The 19,332-nt window shown below is 37.0% G+C and carries 16 protein-coding genes; all 16 read right to left on the reverse strand.

What is annotated here, in order from left to right; genetic code table 11:
* Positions 1-42: 42 nt before the first annotated feature.
* The 16 genes from ACS8FB_RS04290 to ACS8FB_RS04365 all read right to left on the reverse strand — a co-directional run bounded on the left by ACS8FB_RS04290 (position 43) and on the right by ACS8FB_RS04365 (position 18,980).
* Positions 43-1,053, reverse strand: a complete 1,011-nt coding sequence (locus ACS8FB_RS04290; RefSeq protein ID WP_439261176.1) for an ATP-grasp domain-containing protein — start codon at positions 1,051-1,053, stop codon at positions 43-45.
* Positions 1,053-1,589, reverse strand: coding sequence for a GNAT family N-acetyltransferase (locus ACS8FB_RS04295; RefSeq protein WP_439261177.1), 537 nt, complete (start codon positions 1,587-1,589; stop codon positions 1,053-1,055). Before ACS8FB_RS04295 ends, ACS8FB_RS04290 begins: the two co-directional genes overlap by 1 nt.
* Complete coding sequence (locus tag ACS8FB_RS04300; protein ID WP_439261178.1) at positions 1,579-2,184, reverse strand: sugar transferase; 606 nt, start codon at positions 2,182-2,184, stop codon at positions 1,579-1,581. The genes ACS8FB_RS04295 and ACS8FB_RS04300 overlap by 11 nt, the downstream gene beginning before the upstream one ends.
* Before the next feature lie 6 nt (positions 2,185-2,190).
* Positions 2,191-3,315 (reverse strand): glycosyltransferase family 4 protein, encoded by a 1,125-nt coding sequence (locus tag ACS8FB_RS04305; protein ID WP_439261179.1) that lies wholly within the window; start codon positions 3,313-3,315, stop codon positions 2,191-2,193.
* A 21-nt stretch (positions 3,316-3,336) separates the two neighbouring features.
* Positions 3,337-4,518: an O-antigen ligase family protein gene (locus ACS8FB_RS04310; protein ID WP_439261180.1), complete on the reverse strand. Its 1,182-nt coding sequence runs from the start codon at positions 4,516-4,518 to the stop codon at positions 3,337-3,339.
* Between the two features lie 127 nt (positions 4,519-4,645).
* Positions 4,646-5,935: a phenylacetate--CoA ligase family protein gene (locus tag ACS8FB_RS04315; protein ID WP_439261181.1), complete on the reverse strand. Its 1,290-nt coding sequence runs from the start codon at positions 5,933-5,935 to the stop codon at positions 4,646-4,648.
* 68 nt (positions 5,936-6,003) lie between these two features.
* Positions 6,004-7,137 carry a glycosyltransferase family 4 protein gene (locus ACS8FB_RS04320; protein WP_439261183.1) on the reverse strand — a complete coding sequence of 378 codons (1,134 nt, stop codon included), beginning with the start codon at positions 7,135-7,137 and terminating at the stop codon, positions 6,004-6,006.
* Between the two features lie 205 nt (positions 7,138-7,342).
* Complete coding sequence (locus tag ACS8FB_RS04325; protein WP_439261185.1) at positions 7,343-8,377, reverse strand: ATP-grasp domain-containing protein; 1,035 nt, start codon at positions 8,375-8,377, stop codon at positions 7,343-7,345.
* Between the two features lie 133 nt (positions 8,378-8,510).
* Positions 8,511-9,587 (reverse strand): sugar-transfer associated ATP-grasp domain-containing protein, encoded by a 1,077-nt coding sequence (locus ACS8FB_RS04330; RefSeq protein WP_439261186.1) that lies wholly within the window; start codon positions 9,585-9,587, stop codon positions 8,511-8,513.
* On the reverse strand, positions 9,577-10,812 hold the full coding sequence (locus tag ACS8FB_RS04335; RefSeq protein ID WP_439261187.1) for a flippase: 1,236 nt from the start codon (positions 10,810-10,812) through the stop codon (positions 9,577-9,579). Before ACS8FB_RS04335 ends, ACS8FB_RS04330 begins: the two co-directional genes overlap by 11 nt.
* Before the next feature lie 33 nt (positions 10,813-10,845).
* Complete coding sequence (locus ACS8FB_RS04340; protein ID WP_439261189.1) at positions 10,846-11,874, reverse strand: NAD-dependent epimerase/dehydratase family protein; 1,029 nt, start codon at positions 11,872-11,874, stop codon at positions 10,846-10,848.
* A 31-nt stretch (positions 11,875-11,905) separates the two neighbouring features.
* On the reverse strand, positions 11,906-13,183 hold the full coding sequence (gene tviB, locus ACS8FB_RS04345; RefSeq protein ID WP_439261190.1) for a Vi polysaccharide biosynthesis UDP-N-acetylglucosamine C-6 dehydrogenase TviB: 1,278 nt from the start codon (positions 13,181-13,183) through the stop codon (positions 11,906-11,908).
* A gap of 73 nt (positions 13,184-13,256) precedes the next feature.
* Positions 13,257-15,212: a polysaccharide biosynthesis protein gene (locus tag ACS8FB_RS04350; protein ID WP_439261301.1), complete on the reverse strand. Its 1,956-nt coding sequence runs from the start codon at positions 15,210-15,212 to the stop codon at positions 13,257-13,259.
* A 33-nt stretch (positions 15,213-15,245) separates the two neighbouring features.
* Positions 15,246-17,459, reverse strand: coding sequence for a polysaccharide biosynthesis tyrosine autokinase (locus tag ACS8FB_RS04355; protein ID WP_439261192.1), 2,214 nt, complete (start codon positions 17,457-17,459; stop codon positions 15,246-15,248).
* A 9-nt stretch (positions 17,460-17,468) separates the two neighbouring features.
* The gene (locus tag ACS8FB_RS04360; RefSeq protein ID WP_439261193.1) at positions 17,469-17,900 is read right to left on the reverse strand and encodes a low molecular weight protein-tyrosine-phosphatase; all 432 of its coding nucleotides are present in this window, start codon (positions 17,898-17,900) and stop codon (positions 17,469-17,471) included.
* A gap of 15 nt (positions 17,901-17,915) precedes the next feature.
* Entirely contained in the window at positions 17,916-18,980 is a 1,065-nt protein-coding gene (locus tag ACS8FB_RS04365; protein WP_439261194.1) for a polysaccharide biosynthesis/export family protein, read from the reverse strand.
* Between the last annotated feature and the right edge of the window lie 352 nt (positions 18,981-19,332).

Consider the following 19,332-nt stretch of genomic DNA (forward strand, 5'->3'; position numbering starts at 1 on the left):
AACTTATCTGTAAAAGAAGAAATTAAATGTATCTGTGTTCATTCAAACCTCAGAAACTTTGACTAGACGATCGCATTTAGCTGTCGTAATATTAAACTTAATATCTTTCCAGCTAGCGTCTGGCTCTTTTCCTAAAGCCCATGCAATTAGCGCTGAAGGCACATCCACACCTGCTTCGCCAGAGAAAGGATAGCCACCACCAAATCTTGGATTCATTTCAAGTAAATAGATATCATCGCCATCAACGAAAAAGTCGCAATCTAAATTGCCCACATGTCCTAAGGCTTCCGATATTTTTCGCCCAATTTCTTCAAATATAGGCATATCTACCGTTTTAGCTTTGTCCGTTTCACCTGCACGCATACCTAGCTTCTGTTTAACGAAAGTAGCTTGATAATTACCTTTTAAATCGTTAATTATATCTATGCCATATTCATGACCTGGCAATGCTTGCTGAATCAATAAACCAGACTCTTGATTATCACCAACACGCAAACCCCAACGATTCAGCTTAATACTATTAAATTCCCAAGCAAGATTTAGTTCTTGTAAGTTTTCAACTTTCTCAATTCCAGCAGACCCAGAACCCCAACGAGGCTTAACGAACAACGGGAATTTTAGAGTGTTAGCTTCAATCGCTTGCGTTGCAGATTCGAGAGACGTAAAGGTTAACGAGGTCTTAATACCGACCTTCTCACAAAAACGCTCTGTTAAACCCTTATCAAAGCAGAGTTCGATAACAGAGAGGTCGGAGACAACCACCGTGGTGCCAATAGCAGCAAACTCCTCTTTAGCGGCGGCCAATACAGGTAGCTCATGATCATTAAGTGATACTATTAATCCTACTTCATTATCTTTACAAATTCCTAGTAAGACTTCCAAGTAATGTTCAGCATTAATGGGTGGCACTAAAAAGGATTGATCTGCCTCAGCCATAGTGGGCGCCAAAAGCGATGAGTCAGTCGCAAAAACCTTCCCACTTCCAGCTAAAGCATCTTTGAAGTATTGCAGTAAATAGTTTCTGCGACCAGCACATGAGAATAGAATATTCATTACATTACCTTATAAACATCAATATCTGACTGTAAATCACTTAAAAACAACGAATAGATATAGCGATCTAAATACTTTCCACGATGCCAAGAATGATTTCTTAGTAAACCTTCTTGAACGAAACCAAACTTCTCATAGAATTTATGAGCTTTTTCATTTCCATCAGAAACATAGAGAGTGATCTTTCTTAAATTAAGTTCGTCTTTTGCATACTTTAAGGTACATTCTAAAAGATAACTACCTACTCCCTTGCCTTTATAGTTTTCAGCAATAAAAATATAAAGTTCTGCAACACCATGTTTAAGATTAATATTAACCAAGCCAGAAAAAGCAGCGATAGACTCATTATCTCTTAATACAAAGTCTCTTCGACTTTCGTTTTTAACAATAGACTGGGCCCAAGCCTCTGTTTTGTCTATCGTTGCAGGTACTTCAATAAAGATACCGGATAGCACATCATAAGAGTTGACCGCTGTAACACGTTGCGTTACATCACTAGATAAAAAAGCATCGAATTTATAGCTTTTATCTTTCATTTAACTTCTCCCTGTATACATCCAATGGGCCTTGAGGAGCGGCTTCAAGTACATCACTCCCTTGGAAAACTTTATATACGGTTCTTAAAATTATTTTCATATCGAGCAAGAGGTTTTGTTTCTCAACGTACTCAACGTCTAACGCCAATTTATCTTCCCAAGTAAGCGCATTGCGTCCTGAAACTTGAGCCAAACCAGTTAGCCCAGGACGAATGTCATGCCTCTTATTTTCTTCTTCGGTATAATAAGGGAGGTATTTAACAAGTAAAGGTCGAGGTCCAACGAGGCTCATATCACCCTTGACTACATTCCATAACCCCGGCAATTCATCTAGACTCGTTTTTCTTAAAAACCTGCCAAAATCAGTTAGTCTTTCGCTATCAGGTAACGCATTCCCTTGCTCGTCATGAGCGTCAATCATAGTACGGAATTTAACCATCTCAAATGGCTCACCATATCGACCTGGACGTGTCTGTCTAAACAACACCGGCGAGCCAAGATTTTTCTTTACTTTATAACCGACAAAAGCATATACCGGCGTTAAAGCCACCATAGCCGTCGTTGCAGCAGTAATATCAAACAGTCTTTTTATCATGTGTCGTTACTCCAATTCCATTTCAGATATCATATGAGCATTCACTTTATGCACATCATATTTTTCTTCAGCTATTACGCGTGCACGTTGGCCCACTTGTACAATCAATGCTGGCTGTTCAATGAAGCGTAACATTGCCTGCGCTAACGCATCTACATCTTTGACAGGTACCAAAAAGCCGTTATCGCCGTCTATAACGGTCTCTCGGCAACCAGGTGCATCAGTTGTGATAATTGCACGCCCTGTTGCCATTGCCTCTAGTACCGTACGCGGAGTGCCTTCACGATAGGATGGCAATACATAGACTGAGCATGTTTGAATAACTGGACGCACATCATTTAAGCGGCCTAAAAAATTAACTGTACCTGCCTCAATCCACTCATCTAGTTCGGTTTGGGTGATACTGGTCGGATTGGCATCCAGTCCACCGACTAAGTCAAACTGCACATCCGGATGCAGCTTTTTGACCTGCTTAGCCGCCTGCGCATATTCGCGAACGCCTTTGTCTATTAATAAACGAGCAATAAGCAAAAACCGTAAAGGCTCATCGGTGACAATAGGTACAACATTGAACTCATCCACATCGACACCTGATCCACTCACTACACAGGTACGTGTCTGTGAAGAAACAATGTTTAATTCGTGAAATAATGCCTCGTCATCGTGATTTTGAAAAAACACAACTTGACAATGACGCAGTGCTGTACGATACAAGCCTTGAGCAATAGCACGTACCCTTTTACGCTTATTGCCCTCTCCAGTAAAGGCAAACCCTAAACCGGTAATCAAGGCAAACCGCTTCGGTACACGCGCTAACCAAGCTGCAAGCGTTCCATAGATTACAGGCTTAATGGTATATCCCATCATATAATCTGGCTTGATTTTTTTCATTAGAGCATAAAGCGAAAACAAAGTCTTTGTGTCCGCTGCTGGGTTAAGACCCGTACGTTGCATCGAAACACTATGAGGGATTGCGCCTAATGCTTTTAGCTCAGACGTTATAGTTTGGTTTTCTAACAGTTCTGGAGCAGCCACATGAACCTCTAACCCTCTATTTAACAATGCAATGATAAAGGGTTTGCGAAAACCAACTAAAGAGTTGGCAAAACCAGCTATAATTAAAAACTTCATAAGTTACTCTATTAAAGGATATTAATGTTCGACCAAAAGCTCTCTTCTACTTTCGTTTTGTATTTTGTAACTTTCACCTTGTACTCTATAACCTAGATAAACTAAGAGTATTGGGTAAATAGCTAAATAGTTAAGTACAAAAAAAGTCGAGCTATTTGTTGATAAAGAAAATATGGTTGCAAGAGACATAATTGTCGCAGCTTTAAATCGAGCATTATGCTTGGATGTCATCCATGTCAAGGACAAACAAAACAAGGTAAAAATAAAAGTGCCAATAATTCCGAACTTCATCAATATCTCTACTAATCCATTATGGGCACTAAGCTCATGGCCATCAAAATCAAACTTAACACCATCAAAACCTAATCCCAACATAGGCTGGCTTTTAAATCTTTCAAGCGCTAATTGCATCAATACGTCACGGCCATTGTAACCGGTGTCCAATAGACGTGAGTCAGATGAACTCGCCAAACCAGAAAAACTACCAGACGCCCATTCTGCAATTTCAACGGAATAAATAGATATTCCTAATACAGATAGTAACAATACAAGTAGAGTAAAAAAATTGCTTTTTGGAAATATACTCACAAAAACATAGGTCAATAAACCTAATGAAAATGCCAATACTGCACTTCTAGAAGCAGTAATAGCAGTAATGAAAATTACGATTATTACTGCCAACGCCTTATACTTTTTCTGATCCAATCCTAAGAATATAAAAGGTAATATCATTACAGAAAGATGACTGGTGATATTGGGATTTCTAAATAGCCCAGGCTGCCTAAGATCTGACCAACTATTAAAACTTATAAGAAAAAAAGGTAAGAGTATAAGTAGAGTTTTAGATAGTGTCTTGTATTGCTCCTTATAATAAAAGGACCTTCCTTCAGCTAAAGCTATTTGAGAGGAAAAAAATAGAAACAAGACCAATGCTATTGACTGAACAATTATCAACAGACTATCTTGAAAGATAATGCTCTGTATTACAACAAATAGCACAAGAAAGAAAATAGCAATTAAACTTTTATTCATTATTACTATCTGATGCTTATACATCACAAGAAAATAAAACAAAGTAAAATGTACAACTATTAAAGGTGCTCTCAAATTAGCAAAGTTCGAAAAACTTATAACAAAAATTACAAGTATTGAAGTCAATACAAACGAGTTTAGACTAATAAAACTAGGAACTTTTATATTCATATTATTCACTTTAGTTACTCTTAATGAGAACTGTTACAGTATTTATTGTTAACTTATTTACTTTGTAGATGACCATTGCATATATTAAGAATAACCTTATCATTGAACATAAGCACATCTGATAGAATTACTTATCATATCTATTTTCAGGATCGTATAGACAAATATTCTTCTTATATTTCCCTGAGCTTAATACAGGTATTGTATCAACAAATTCAATTTTCATATTAGCATCACTACCTAAAACAGGTTTAAGCACGCTTATAAAATCGGTCTCATCATAGATATCTTTGGCGCCTGAGACTTTTAAAATATAGTCCTTCTCTGCTTCTTGAATAAACTGATATTGACTAATTTTGTCGAATTCCCACATATAGTTTGTTATAGAATGTGGAGTCAGCATCTCACCTTGAGTATTATAAAAGACATCCGCTTTCCTACCTTGCACAGAACTAATGTGTTTACAAAACTGTTGGTCACCAATTTTAATAGCTAAATCGCCCGTATCATATCTTATATAGGGCATTGTATAATTAAAAAGATCAGTTACAACTATTCGTCCTATCTCACCATTGGCAGCGAACTGATCGTTATCCTCTTTAAGTATTTCAATTAAATAGCTTGGATGGTTTACCAAAAACAAGTCACTACAATCAGTTGACTGTGCAAGTATGCCATTCTCTTGATTTGAATATCTGTCATATATATTGCACTTCAATTTTTCTTTAAACTTTATCTTAATATCTAAAGGCATTACTTCCGAGCTTGTTATAATAGACTTGAGACCTGCTGGCTTAATATCTATATTATTTTTAATCATGTAACGTAGTAAATGTTCATATGTAGTTGCATAACCTAGACAAGAGGTTAAAGCTTTGTCATTCTTAAACATTCTAATTGCTTTTTTAAAAGTGTCGTCATTTAGTTTCAAAATGTCTATACATACGATATTCTGCATGAATTTAGCAAGAAAACTCTTCTTATTATGCTTATTCCAAACTCTAAAGAAAACGAACTTATCACCTAATTCTTGATCTGCTAATTGATTAAAATATATGATTTCAGCTAGAACTCTATGACGCTTCTCTTTATTTTGATAAGACTTAAATGGAGTTCCAGTAGAACCACTCGTAGACATTGAATGTAATTTTTCTAATTGACTGCCCTTTACCAACATAGCATCGAGGTTGTCTTTAATTATGTTTTTGTTTATAACAGGAAAATCTTCAATTTTTGTATTAGGGTCTAAATGACTATAAAATGCACATTTTTTAATTGTATGACTTAGAAGATTATCAAGACTTTGAGTATAAATGGGACTATCAATACTAGTCTTTATATCGTTATAGTGTGCCTTAACATTACCACCAGTCATTCTATCCTTCAGCCAAAATACGCGTTTACGTAAATTTATCATAATACATAACCTTAGTTTCAATAGTTATTATTAGTTCGTGGCTTACGCTACATATCTAATAATAACTGTTATTTATTAATTTTTTTTAAATATAAAGTATGATACTCGTCTATAACCACATCCATAGAATATTTAGTAATAACTTCGTTTTTATTCTTAATAGCTTTTCTCAATAACTTATCTTTTGGATACGTGAGGTAACTCTCTATAACGTTACTGATGCCGACTACATCATTACTTGTAGCAATAGACTCCTCATCTAGAAGTACTTTGACATCTCCTACACTAGTTGCTACACATGTAGTGTCTGATAATATAGCTTCTCCTACTACATTCGGAAATCCTTCAGTTTTGGAATGTAAACAGAAAATATCCATAGCTTTTAGACATTTAGGTACATCATCCCTCTGACCCAGCAGTCTGAAACTATCTAAAAGGTTGTACTGTTCAATCCAAGACATTAGCTCTTTATTCTTCGCATCATTGTCTCTGCCTACTAACATAAACTTCAAATCTGGAAAGTCTTTTATTAATGTGGAAGCAACCTCTACAAAAAGCTTTTGATTTTTGACTGGATTAAACCTACCTACTGATCCAATGACGATATCATCAGAGGACAAGTCAAATTGCTTACGAACATTAAGTCCATCTTCTTCTGTAGAAGAAAATGCCTCCACATCAAAACCGTTAGGAATAACAACCATCTTAGACTTATCGTAACCAATACCTATATGATAGTCTTTTGATACATGAGCCGCACAAACGATAGAATCAGGGACGTAGTGAGACAGTTTTGCACATAACTTACTAAGATAAACTGTTTGCTTGGAAGCACCTTGAGATACATCTGTAGTACGGATGCCCCAAATAATATTATCAACACCTACACTCTTTGCAGCTAGACCTCCTAAAAAGTCAGCATGATACATCCAAGTCTGTACTACATCAGGTTTAAGTTCTTTAAGTAGTCTCTTAAGTCGCAAGAAAATCTTAGGTACCGATGCTGTAGACTTCATGCCAAGACTATACACCTTTATTCCTTGACTCTGTAAATCTGAACCAATAATACCAATGTCTGTCAAAGAAATAACACTATGTTGAAACTGACCTGTTTTTTGACTGTGCAGTATTAATCGCTTAAGCATCAACTCAGCACCGCCTACATTTAAGCCAATAATTACGTGTGTTATTTTTTTAGTCATTTTTACGTTCCACATAGTGTAAAAAGTTACAAGGAAAATCCTCTTTGCTTAATAATTTTTCTTTATCAACATAGGTCTGAAAATAAGGTAAATCTCGTATACATTCCAGTATTCCTGAAAAAACGGTTAATACTGTAAAAAACTTAACTATTTTTATATGAAAATAATGTTCGAGGTATATTAGCTGTATCTACTTCCTACGTTCTTATAAAACTTTTAAACTTTCATTTCTAAATTTCATATTTAAAATATTTTGTAAAGATATCGATTCATTACTTTTCATAAAAAAATTTAGGGCATATGCAAAATTTTCCTCAAGATCTTGATTATTCTTCTCTTTAACCCACTCTCCATTTGTACAAACATATCTACTTGGCGCTTTCAATAAAGTACCCGGCGAAAAATTAGTACCTTGAAACTCTATTAAATGACAACCATCAGGTGATTGAGCAATGTCTAACGAAGCATAAGGATTGTTCATTTCATCAAATATACTCTTCGCATAGTCTAAAGTCTCTTTCGGAGGCTTTACGTGCTCAAACAGCCCACTACCACTCGCTCTAAAGTCACCTTCTTTAATGTTTCTTTTTAAACTATAGTACCTGTCACCAAATACTAAAATCTTAAAATCATTTGTTAGGTTAGGTATAAATTTTTGTTCAACAAACCTATTAAACCCTTTATGCCTGTAGTTGTATATTGAAAACTCTTCAGCTTGTAATTTAATTTTTCGTTGAAATTTTATTACTTTTCTCTTATTCGATACATTGAAATGTTTTTTCTTAACATCTAACAGATCTTTTTCATTCTTTACTAAAAATACACCACTACTACCTGACCCACTTACTGTTTTTAATACCTTTGGTAGTGGCAAGTTACAGTCATCGATATCAAAGAAGTAATTTCCTTTTAGATTACCAAAACCTAATTCAGTTCTATACAACTCCTGAAATCCTTTATTTTCGTGACTCATAAGTATGTCGTAACTTGGTATAATTCTACATTTTTTATTAATGAAATACATGACATCTCTTAGATATAGTCTAATATTTTCCTCATCACTAGAAGTGTAAAAAACTATATCCGTTTTATCGAAGTCAATATTCATTAGGTCATTGATAGTTATAATTTCACTATCACAATTCAAAAGACTTGATACTTTTTTAACATCTATACTTTGCCAACTTTGACCAGTACTACCAAAAAATCCATTAGGTAGTGTGGCGATATATACCTTCATAATTCTAAGCCCCTATAATTAACATTTTTATTTTTTACCTAAAAACAATATGACCTTAACTATAAAATTACGTTCTTTAGCTACTGATTGTAAATTTATTATCATTATTAGATGAAGCATTGATAAAAATAGATCATCTTTTAGACTTAATTAGATCATTGATGATCTCATCAGTATATTCACCTAAGAATGATTCCCCTGCGTTTTGTGGAATCCTTATAGTTTGACCAAACAGATTTATCTCTATGCACCGCCATCTATCAGTAGAGTCTAGAGCCATATCAAGACTGATTATACGAGCACCTATAACAGATCTGGCAATGCTTTTACTGGCTTCTACCAAATCTTCATATAGTGGTAAGCTCTCTCCTTCAAACACAAAACCTGAATTGGGATGACTTAAATATTTTTTTTCATCTATATCGGTTGCATACTCATTCAGCATTCCATTGAGTTTTATACTACAGACTATTCCACCATCAGATACGTTATCCAAGCTTCCATCTTTTCCTATACGTATACCGGAATTGAGCATATGTACTACATTATCTTTATCTTTATATAAGCTTACACGAACAGTATTTATACTATCCTTATTAAAAGCATTTATTAGTTCAGACTGTTCTATCTTTTCTTGGACTACTAAGTTCGGATGTTGTTTTATAATTTCTTTGATATCTTCTTTGCTATTAACAAAGTAAACATCCTTACCACCATAACTGTCTTTATTGGGTTTAATCACAATGGGAAAGTCAGTACTGTCAACTTCTTTATCAATAAATGCTTCAATATCGTCTATAGCTTCAAATTCATACGTATAATAACTACCATCTAACTTATGAAAGAAGTCTTTTGGGAAAATACCTCTACCAAACCATTTGTTATATACGCTTTTGTGCGCTAGAAACTCAACATTTCTTTCATTATTTAAGAATCTTTCAATATATAAGCTATAAAACTCTTCAGGAATAATACGCTTATTAAAAGATCCCGATAACGATTTTGATATCTCTACTGTCTTGAAGCTAATAACTGGGGATACAGCTTTCCAATAATTACGGTATTCTGTCTTTTCATCTTTTGTTAGACTAACTTTTTGAAAATCAGGAGAGTTATATATTGACTTATGAAGCTTATGGAATGCAGAATACGCTGACAAAAATTTCCAGCTCCCAACAACTTTATTTTTTACAATTTTTTTAGCTTGCATGCTTTACGCCCTCGTTTATTTTTTTGAAATAGTAGTAGGATCCAGACCCTAAAATTAATTGACCTATAAATATATTAGTAGCTCCTCCTAATAGTCCAAACTTATAAATAAGCGGGAAGGATAATATAAATCCTATGGTTGATGCTATTATTGTAATTCTCATTACTATCTTATCGTAACCTCTTGAGATTAAATAGTTAGTAGAGTAAACACTGTAGAAAACAATAGCTAAAAATCCAGCAATAAGAATATAAAAGACTTCTGAGTCAAAACTATACTTTATACCAATAATATCAAAAATATACTGATGTACTACTAATAAGAAAACTGAAATAGCTGCTATCAAAATTAAATAATACTTGCTAAAAACATCAAACTTTTCTTTATACCTAATTAAGTATGGAAAAGCCACACCTGATACCACAGAATTAAAGACAGTCAATAACTGTACAACTTGTCTTGTAGCACCAAAATAACCTGCAGATGCCTTACCTAGTATCATTCCAACAAGAAAATTGGTTGTATTATTAAAAAGAGTTGGAACGAATTGATTTACAAATAATGGAAAACCAATCTTTAATGTTTTTTTAACTCTTTTAATACCCACAAAAATTAGCTTTAAATTGAATTTACTTATTATTATATAATGTGAAATAAATGACACTATAATATAGCTTATCCCTAATAAAAATGGGTATATCCAATAGTCTTGTGGAGCTTTTATCAATATAAAAACGCCTATAGTAAATGAAAGCTTAACTATAAGATTTAAAACCGTTATATAACCCATTCTTTCAACACCCCGAAAAAACCACTCAGGGAATAAGGTTTGGCCTATAAGCATCAAACACATTAATAGATATACAAGTAAATCCTCTCTAAACTGTGGTACAAGCAAAATTATCGGTACTAATACAGCTAAAGAGAATAACAGTAAGTACATTTTAGTAATGATTGTTTTACTGTAAATAAAACTTAGTTGTCTCTTATTGGCTCGATGCCTTGCAATTTCTCGTGTCGCTGACAGATTAAAACCATAGTCTGTCACTGCTTGAAAATAAGCCATCAATGACAGTGCTAATACGATCGCCCCATATTGCTGTATCCCTAGCACCTTAATCAAATAAGGCAAAGTAACGAAAGGTAATACAGCATTAACAAGCTTTAAAACTGCTAGTGAAAAAAAGTTTTTTAGCAATTGGCTAGTATCTTTATTACGTAGCATGGTGCGAACTTTACTAAACATAAAACTCAACTATTAATTTGCTAACGACTTAACGTACCAAGGCATGGCTTTATCGATACCTTGACTAATATCAAACTGAGGCTTATACCCTAATAAGTTTTTTGCTTTAGTCACATCTGCTTGAGAATGTCTTACATCACCCTCCCTAAAGTCTCGATATACAGGCTCTTTATCATACTTCACATCATTTTCTGCTAATGCTGACTTAATCGAGTTAAACAAATCATTTAACGTCGTTCTATCACCTACTGCTACGTTGTAGACTTGATCCTTGGCTTCGGGATTGGTAGATGTTGCTGCTAATATGTTCGCTTGCACGGTATTGTCGATATAACAAAAATCACGACTAGTCTCGCCATCGCCATTAATATAGACGTCATCATTAGCGATCATAGCAGCTGTCCACTTTGGGATCACCGCAGCGTAAGCACCGTCTGGATCTTGGCGTCTGCCAAATACATTAAAATAGCGCAAACCGACAGAGTTAAATCCATAACTGCGTGCAAATACTTCTGCATACAACTCATTGACATACTTGGTCACAGCGTATGGAGACAATGGCTTACCGATAGCGTCTTCTACTTTAGGTAATGCAGGATGATCGCCATAGGTTGAGCTGCTTGCTGCGTAAGTAAAGCTCGAAACTTCTGCATCACGTGCCGCTACTAACATATTCAAAAACCCTGAGATGTTAGTCTCATTAGTGGCAATAGGGTCTGCCAAAGAGCGAGGAACAGAGCCTAGCGCAGCTTGATGCAATACGTAGTCCGCACCTTCACAAGCCTTATGACAGTCATCTACTTTTCTGATATCGCCTTCAATAAAGCGAAAACGTTGCCATTGCTCTGCAGATACTAATGACTGTACTTCATCTAAGTTTTTTTGATGGCCTGTCGCAAAATTATCCAAACCTATTACAGTTTGGTTCAGCTTTAATAAGGTCTCAAGTAAGTTTGAGCCGATAAAACCTGCCACGCCAGTAATTAGCCATTGCTTTGGATTATTGGCCAGTGTTTGTGTTGTTTGTTCATATTGCGTCATGGTACTTCCTTATTATCTATATATCTTGTATTTACAGGCGAATATCAGTTTCATCTTTTGCAAATACGTATTTTAAATCATAAAGTACATGTTTTTCTTTACCCAGCTCTCTGATACTACTGACGCCCATATCGGTAAACTCTGAATGAGCAACTGCTAGAATGATACCGTCGTAATGCCCTGCTTGAGGTTCATTGACTGGTGTGATGCCATATTCACGATGGGCTTCCTCTTTATCTACCCAAGGATCATAAATGTCGACTTCGATGTTATATTCTTTTAACTCATGGACAATATCGATAACTTTGGTATTACGTACATCAGGACAGTTTTCTTTAAAACTTAGTCCAAGTATGAGCACCTTTGCGCCTTCTACTTGAATACGTTTTTTGATCATGTTCTTGATGAGCTGAGTCGTGACATACTCTCCCATACCATCGTTAAGGCGACGGCCAGCCAAGATGATCTCAGGGTTATAACCGATAGCCTGTGCTTTATGCGTCAAATAGTAAGGATCGACACCGATACAATGCCCACCAACTAGACCTGGACGGAACGGTAAAAAGTTCCATTTAGTACCTGCTGCGGTAAGTACTGCTTCGGTATCGATATCCATCTTGTTAAAGATAACGGCTAATTCGTTAATCAGAGCAATATTCACGTCTCTTTGAGTATTTTCGATAACCTTTGCTGCTTCTGCAACCTTGATGCTCGCAGCTTTATGCGTACCAGCAATGATAATTAGGTTATATACATCGTCGACGAAGTCTGCTATTTCAGGCGTAGAGCCTGCAGTGACTTTTAGAATATTGACTACTCTATGCTCTTTGTCACCTGGGTTAATACGTTCAGGACTATAACCTGCATAGAAGTCTTGGTTAAATACCAATCCAGACACCTCTTCAAGTACAGGGATACATACTTCTTCTGTTGCCCCTGGATAAACGGTAGACTCATAGACAACGATATCGTCTTTTTTGATAATGCCACCTATTGCTGTTGAGGCTTTAATTAAAGGTGTCAAATCAGGCTGCTTAAAATCATCGATCGGTGTCGGTACCGTGACGATAAAAAAGTTGCAGTCTTTGAGTGCTTGAATATCTGAGGTATAACTCAGATGCGTGGCTTGAGATAACTCTTCGTCACTCACCTCTAAGGTATGATCTGCACCTGATTGCAAGTCAGCAATACGATTTGCGTTGATATCAAAGCCTATAACAGGGACTTTTTTGCCAAATTCAACTGCCAGCGGTAGACCCACATAACCTAGGCCAATAACTGCTATCTTTATATCTTCTATGTTTCTCATAACGTTCCTTACTAGATAAGTTTATAAAATAGTTTTGATCATTTAGCGTAATGGTTGTTTTATTTGAGAAGGTTTATGAAGGCGCTGAACCTTCATGATAGCCTTCTACAAAATATTTGAACTCTTCTTTTAGCCATTCCACATCATGTGGCTGCGATCTACGGGTTAATTGAGACAGCATATTTTCGATATCCATTAGCGGGAAGCTTTGCTCCATCGCCTGTCGAATCAAGGGATGCTGCGTAGGCTCTACATTGTCATCACCGATGATAAGCTCTTCGTAGAGTTTTTCTCCAGGTCTGAGTCCGCTGACAACAATTTCCATATCTCCATCTGGGTTATTTTTATCTTTAAGCTTACAACCTGTTAGATAAATCATACGTTTAGCAAGATCTACGATTTTGACAGGCTCTCCCATATCTAATACGAATACTTCACCACCTGTCGCCATCGCGCCCGCTTGAATCACCAAACTTGCCGCTTCAGGAATGGTCATAAAGTAACGAGTTACATCTGGGTGAGTCACTGTAATCGGACCGCCCTGCTCAATTTGTTTGGTAAATAATGGAATTACCGACCCTGAAGAACCAAGTACATTTCCAAAACGCACCATACTAAAGCAGGTTTTACTATTAACTTGACTCAACCCTTGGCACACAAGCTCAGCTAGGCGTTTAGACGCACCCATAATATTAGTAGGTCTTACAGCTTTATCAGTAGAGATAAGCACAAAAGTCTCAACTTTGGCTTGCAATGCTGCATAAGCGCAGTGATAAGTCCCTTTAGAATTATTGATGACACCTTCAAAAGGATTGTGCTCAACAATAGGTACGTGCTTATATGCAGCAGCGTGATATACCGTATGAATCTTGTACTTTTTAAAGACTCTAATAAGTTTGTCTTCATTGGTCACATTGCCAATCATGGCAATGATTTGAATATCACTATAATCAGGGTTGAGCATTTGCTGGTTTTTAAGTTCTTGATGAATACTATATAAAGCATATTCAGACAATTCATAAAGAATGAGACACTGAGGCTTGTTTTTAATTATTTGCCGGCATAGCTCACTGCCAATAGACCCACCAGCACCAGTAACCAATATGTTTTTACCCGATATGTTTTTGCTTAGTAAAACAGCGTCAGGCTCAACGGTTTGTCTGTCTAGTACATCCAAGATATCAACAGGACGCATGGTGCTTACGGTTACTTGTCCAGCAGCAATCTCATGTAAGCTTGGCAGCTGTTTAATCTTGACCGATACTTCTGCAAACTCTTCGATGATCTGTCTGCGGCGAGCGCGGCTGATAGATGGCATGGCCAAAAATACTTGTGAGACTTCTAGTTTATCTACCAACTCTACGGTTTCAGCAGCGTCATGTATCTTCTTGCCTAATAAGTAACCACCAGCCAGCTGTTGGTTGTCATCGACAAAAGCAACTGTACGGTATTTGTTTGAGCGCTCTAACGCATCGAACAGTTCTCTACCTGCTGCACCTGCTCCATATATAATGACGTTCTCTTGAGTTTCTTTATCACTAAGACGGTTATGCTGACCACCATTACTACGCTCTAAAAACTCACGTATGCTTAAGCGACTGCCCCACAACCAAACAAAGAATAAGAATAGATACAAGATAGGTACTGAGCGCGGTATATCAGTCAAGATATCGAAAAAATTCATCACTTCATACGCAATGATCAGTACTATAAATAGCTGTAATACGTTACGCATGACTCTATCAGAGAAGATACGAGCAACGCCCCTATAAAAGCCTATGAAGTAAAGCCCAATAACAGGAGGTAAGGCATATAAAAACAGTGCCAAAGGACTCAAATGGTTAGCAACGTCGCCATACCGTAAAGCTAAGGCAAAAAATAGACAGACCATTGACATCACAATATCTGTGGTCAGAAAGACCCCACGCTTTGCGACACGTGGCATCTCTAACAATCGCTGGGCAGTATTGTATAACCGATTACCAGTGTTGTTGTTTGCAGAATACGTTTTATTAAGCTCTGGCTTCATAGACATAAGACTCAACTGGTTGTGTTAGCGCAATTATTGGGCATTGCCGTAAGTGTAAGTATAATGATAGCTATTCTTACTCAAGATACCTTGCTGCAGGTCATTGATGATGATGCCGTCCACCTCAATATTTGCTTTATTCATCTGCTTGACAGCATAGTTCAACTGACCTTCTGATGAATCGTTATGACGTGTGACCATAACCACTTGATCAGCGTATTTAGAAAGTAGGACGGCATCCGTGGCTGCAAGCACAGGCGGCGTGTCAATAATGATGTAATCATAATGAGCCGCCAGCTCGTTCATCAAGCCACTAAACTTTTCACTGGCTAACATAGACGATGGATTACGGGCATTGTGACCACGTGAAATAAAATCAAGATTGTCTATATTGGTAGGATGAGTGATACTCACCGCTGTACTTTGCTCTTCTGTGAAGTAGTCCGTAAGACCCGTATCTTGTTCCATATTGAACACGTTATGAAGACTACCAAGACGCATGTCTGCATCTATGACCAAAACCTTTTTATCCAATTGAGCAAAGACTTCTGCCAAATTTGCGACGATAAAAGACTTACCAACGTTTGGACTCTCGCCTGTGACAACAATGATACGGCTGCGCTGATTGGTCTTGGCAACGCTTGGCATACCAAACATTAAATAGGTTCTTAAACTTTTTATGGCTTCATAAGTTGCACTATTGTGATCAGAGTAAGACAACAATTTATTGGTTACGCGTTTATTCTTACCCAGACGTTTTAGTGCTTTTGAGCGCGGAACGGTTGCTATCACTGGAACACCAGTATTAGACTCAACCGTTTCAGGATCCCGAACCACATTACGCATTGCACTTCTTAGTAGCACTATCAAGGCACCTATTAACGCGCCTAACACGGTAGTTAATAAAATTACCAACTTATCTTTTGGTGCGATAGGGTTATAAGTGCTAACAGGTAGGTCAACAATACGTGCATAACCAATTTGACCTGCTTTGACGATTTTTAGTTGCTCATAGTTTGTGAGCATAGTGAGATAAATCTCTCTGTTAATATCGACATCTTCTGATAACTTCAAAAACTCTCTTTGAATCTCAGGCAAGCCTGCAACAGTATTGTTGATCTCTTGCTTTCTATTATTTAATACTCTTAATTGGTCATTAATCTGGACAACCAATGGATGCTCATCAGTGTAATAAGTAGATAGTTCGGCTTGTTGCAGCTTTAGATCACTCAACTGACCATCGATTCGAGATTCCTCAGCTAACAATAGCTGGGCTTCTTGAGCGACATCGATAGTGCCGTATCTTTTACGAAACTCGTTAAACGCTGCCTCAGACTCTTCAAGCTTTTGCTTTAGGACAGGGATTTGTGTTTCCATAAAATCAAGCGTTTTAGTAGTTTCTTCAGAGCTACGAGCTTTATTTTGGTTAACATAAGACATCACGATTTCATTTAAAATCAAGGTCGTTTGTTGCTGGTCCGGACCAGTCATAGACAACTGAATAAGACCAGTCATATTGCCTGTTTCTTCGACTGTTAAATTACCGTTTATGGCATCAGTTGTAATTTTTAGCGACTGCTTAGTAATATCAATAGACTGACCATTAGTCGGCAGATCTTCTACCGTAATGTCAATTGAGCCTCTTGTTCCTTTGAATTGATGAGGTTGATTAAGTTGGCCTTTAAAAGTATCAGCGCCTCTACTTAACACAAAACCAGTATCTGATCGGCTCAGAGTGAAACTTTGATCTAGGTATTCTTCTGATACATCAAACTGACTAACTCTTACTTCGCCAGTTTCAGTCTGTAGTGATACTCCTTCTTCAGAGTGGACAGGCGTGTCAATTCGATCTTCTACTATTCTGTCTATCGCGTTAATCTCAGGATTTTTTAGACGAATCTGTAAATGCAATGAATCAACGACTGGTTTTAATACCATCCGTGACTTTATTAATTCGGCTTCCTCTTGAGACTGACTGCTGCCAGAACCCACCAAGTTAGAGATGTTTTCACCCAATGCTGAGACACCTTGCGGATTGGCATCAATTTGCACCAAGGCATCTGATTGGAACGTCGGATTGACGTAGCGGGTATATATTATTCCTGCTATCAGCCCCAATAAGGTGAAAAAAAGCAAAATTTTCCAACCACGTAACAACGACCCAAGTAGGCTTGAGAGCTCGATTTCTTTGTTATCTCGATCATTGCCAGATGTTGATAATTTCTGTGAGTCTGTTTTCATATTCATATCCGCTACTTAAATGATTTTTTCATTCCATTGCTCGAGACTATCAATAATATTGCTCTTAGCAACCTCAAACACCGATGTAGGCAACCCATAAGGGTCTTCAATATCTTTACCAATCCAATGGCCAATTCGAAACGTTTTGCCTCGGCAATGTGGCCACCTATCTTCAATCCACTTGGTTTGACTGATTGACATCGTCAAAATCAAATCTGCCTTTCTTACTAAATCTTCACTAATCTGTTTGGCAATATGTGAGTCAATATCTGTATCGTCAGTGGCCATTACTTCGATTGCTTTGGCGTCAGCAGGATAATCTACCAATGCTGACACGCCAGCAGAATCAATACGCTTTTGCGGATAGCGCTTGGCTAACATCGCAGCTGCCATCGGACTACGGCATATATTGCCTACGCAAACGACTAAAATATTATCAAATGCCATAATCAACGCTTTTATCTAAAAATCTGAAATTAGGCTTGCCGCAGAAGTCGATGGTAATAAGGCACTGATCACACGGTTCCAGCGAGTGAGGCCCGTTGGATCGACGTAAACGATATCGTTAGGCTGCATCTCAAAACGATTGGCCAAAGCAAAACTTGTAATGGTCTGCATATCGACATAATATATATTGGTATATTGCGCTTGTTTATTATCACGAACGATATATATCTTGGCAGCATCGGCAGTACTAGCGTTGAGTCCTCTTGACTCTCCCAATACACTAGATAAGCTCAGACCTTGCTCAAGAATTGGGATAGGCTCGATTTGTCCAAACTCTCCCAAAACAAGCACCCTATTACGGCTTTGGCTGTTGACATGGATAGAGTCACCATCTTGTAAGTATATTTGGTTGGCTGATGAACCCATTTCACGTAGTGACTGTAAACCTAGCTCGTAGCTCTTCCCATTGCGATTCAATATAATATTGTTTGAGTCGCCAGTTTCAGTTGCTCCGCCCGCCATAGATATCGCTCCATAAAGCGTTACCGGCGCATCTTCAATGTTAAATTCACCAGGTTGTCTGACTGCACCATCAATAAAGAACTTATTACCACGATAGTTAATAACTTTTACTTGTGGGTCTGCATACTTAAGATACTTTTGTAATCTTGCGCTTAAGATGTTCGTAAATTGCGGTACACTCAAACCACTTGCTTTGATTCGACCTATCATAGGGAACTGAATAAAGCCTTGTTGATCAACAGGAAAACCTGACGCATAAGGATTAGAGCTTCCAGCGGATGATGAAGATGAGATATCTGGATAACCAACAAGCTCGATACTTAAGATATCCCCATCCGCGATACGATAATTCATTGGATTAGAAGATTGAATCAAACGAGTCACATCATCATTGCGTACAGCAACTTGCTTGGGTGGTAGGGTAGCTAGGTTTAACGGCTGAACATTGAATCGAATACCGTTCTCTGCTACAAAAGTACCATTAGGTGGTAAATCCCCAGATTGCAAGCCTGCGTTGATGGTGGTCGCGCAACCAGTAAGAAACACAACAGTCGACAAACATAATGCGTTCAACAACTTTTTTGAGGAATTTTGCGTAGGGATAAAATGCTTATTGACCATGATGTCTACTCAACCTTATATCCTTCAAAACGAGTATATTTGTTACATATATTCGTAAAAACGGATTAAAAAAATACATGTATTCGAAATAGCGAATTAATTAACGATGAATATACACTTAAATCAAATACAACGCAATATTCTATAAACTTTTGTAATGGAAGAATACTCACTTAATGTGGGATTTCCGACATTAAAGGTTTCTTTTCTTACAACTCATATAATAACAACCGACATAACTTAAGAGAAATAGAAATATCTATTAATAGCATGAACGGTGTTAATAACA

Source organism: Psychrobacter sp. 1U1 (assembly GCF_051847535.1).
Taxonomy (GTDB): Bacteria; Pseudomonadota; Gammaproteobacteria; order Pseudomonadales; family Moraxellaceae; genus Psychrobacter; species Psychrobacter saeujeotis.

Excerpts from the sequence above, each read along its gene's own strand:
- ACS8FB_RS04290 (WP_439261176.1), bottom strand. The coding sequence starts at position 1,053 with ATGAATATTCTATTCTCATGTGCTGGTCGCAGAAACTATTTACTGCAA.
- ACS8FB_RS04295 (WP_439261177.1), bottom strand. The coding sequence starts at position 1,589 with ATGAAAGATAAAAGCTATAAATTCGATGCTTTTTTATCTAGTGATGTA.
- ACS8FB_RS04300 (WP_439261178.1), bottom strand. The coding sequence starts at position 2,184 with ATGATAAAAAGACTGTTTGATATTACTGCTGCAACGACGGCTATGGTG.
- ACS8FB_RS04305 (WP_439261179.1), bottom strand. The coding sequence starts at position 3,315 with ATGAAGTTTTTAATTATAGCTGGTTTTGCCAACTCTTTAGTTGGTTTT.
- ACS8FB_RS04310 (WP_439261180.1), bottom strand. The coding sequence starts at position 4,518 with ATGAATATAAAAGTTCCTAGTTTTATTAGTCTAAACTCGTTTGTATTG.
- ACS8FB_RS04315 (WP_439261181.1), bottom strand. The coding sequence starts at position 5,935 with ATGATAAATTTACGTAAACGCGTATTTTGGCTGAAGGATAGAATGACT.
- ACS8FB_RS04320 (WP_439261183.1), bottom strand. The coding sequence starts at position 7,137 with ATGACTAAAAAAATAACACACGTAATTATTGGCTTAAATGTAGGCGGT.
- ACS8FB_RS04325 (WP_439261185.1), bottom strand. The coding sequence starts at position 8,377 with ATGAAGGTATATATCGCCACACTACCTAATGGATTTTTTGGTAGTACT.
- ACS8FB_RS04330 (WP_439261186.1), bottom strand. The coding sequence starts at position 9,587 with ATGCAAGCTAAAAAAATTGTAAAAAATAAAGTTGTTGGGAGCTGGAAA.
- ACS8FB_RS04335 (WP_439261187.1), bottom strand. The coding sequence starts at position 10,812 with ATGCTACGTAATAAAGATACTAGCCAATTGCTAAAAAACTTTTTTTCA.
- ACS8FB_RS04340 (WP_439261189.1), bottom strand. The coding sequence starts at position 11,874 with ATGACGCAATATGAACAAACAACACAAACACTGGCCAATAATCCAAAG.
- tviB (WP_439261190.1), bottom strand. The coding sequence starts at position 13,183 with ATGAGAAACATAGAAGATATAAAGATAGCAGTTATTGGCCTAGGTTAT.
- ACS8FB_RS04350 (WP_439261301.1), bottom strand. The coding sequence starts at position 15,212 with ATGAAGCCAGAGCTTAATAAAACGTATTCTGCAAACAACAACACTGGT.
- ACS8FB_RS04355 (WP_439261192.1), bottom strand. The coding sequence starts at position 17,459 with ATGAATATGAAAACAGACTCACAGAAATTATCAACATCTGGCAATGAT.
- ACS8FB_RS04360 (WP_439261193.1), bottom strand. The coding sequence starts at position 17,900 with ATGGCATTTGATAATATTTTAGTCGTTTGCGTAGGCAATATATGCCGT.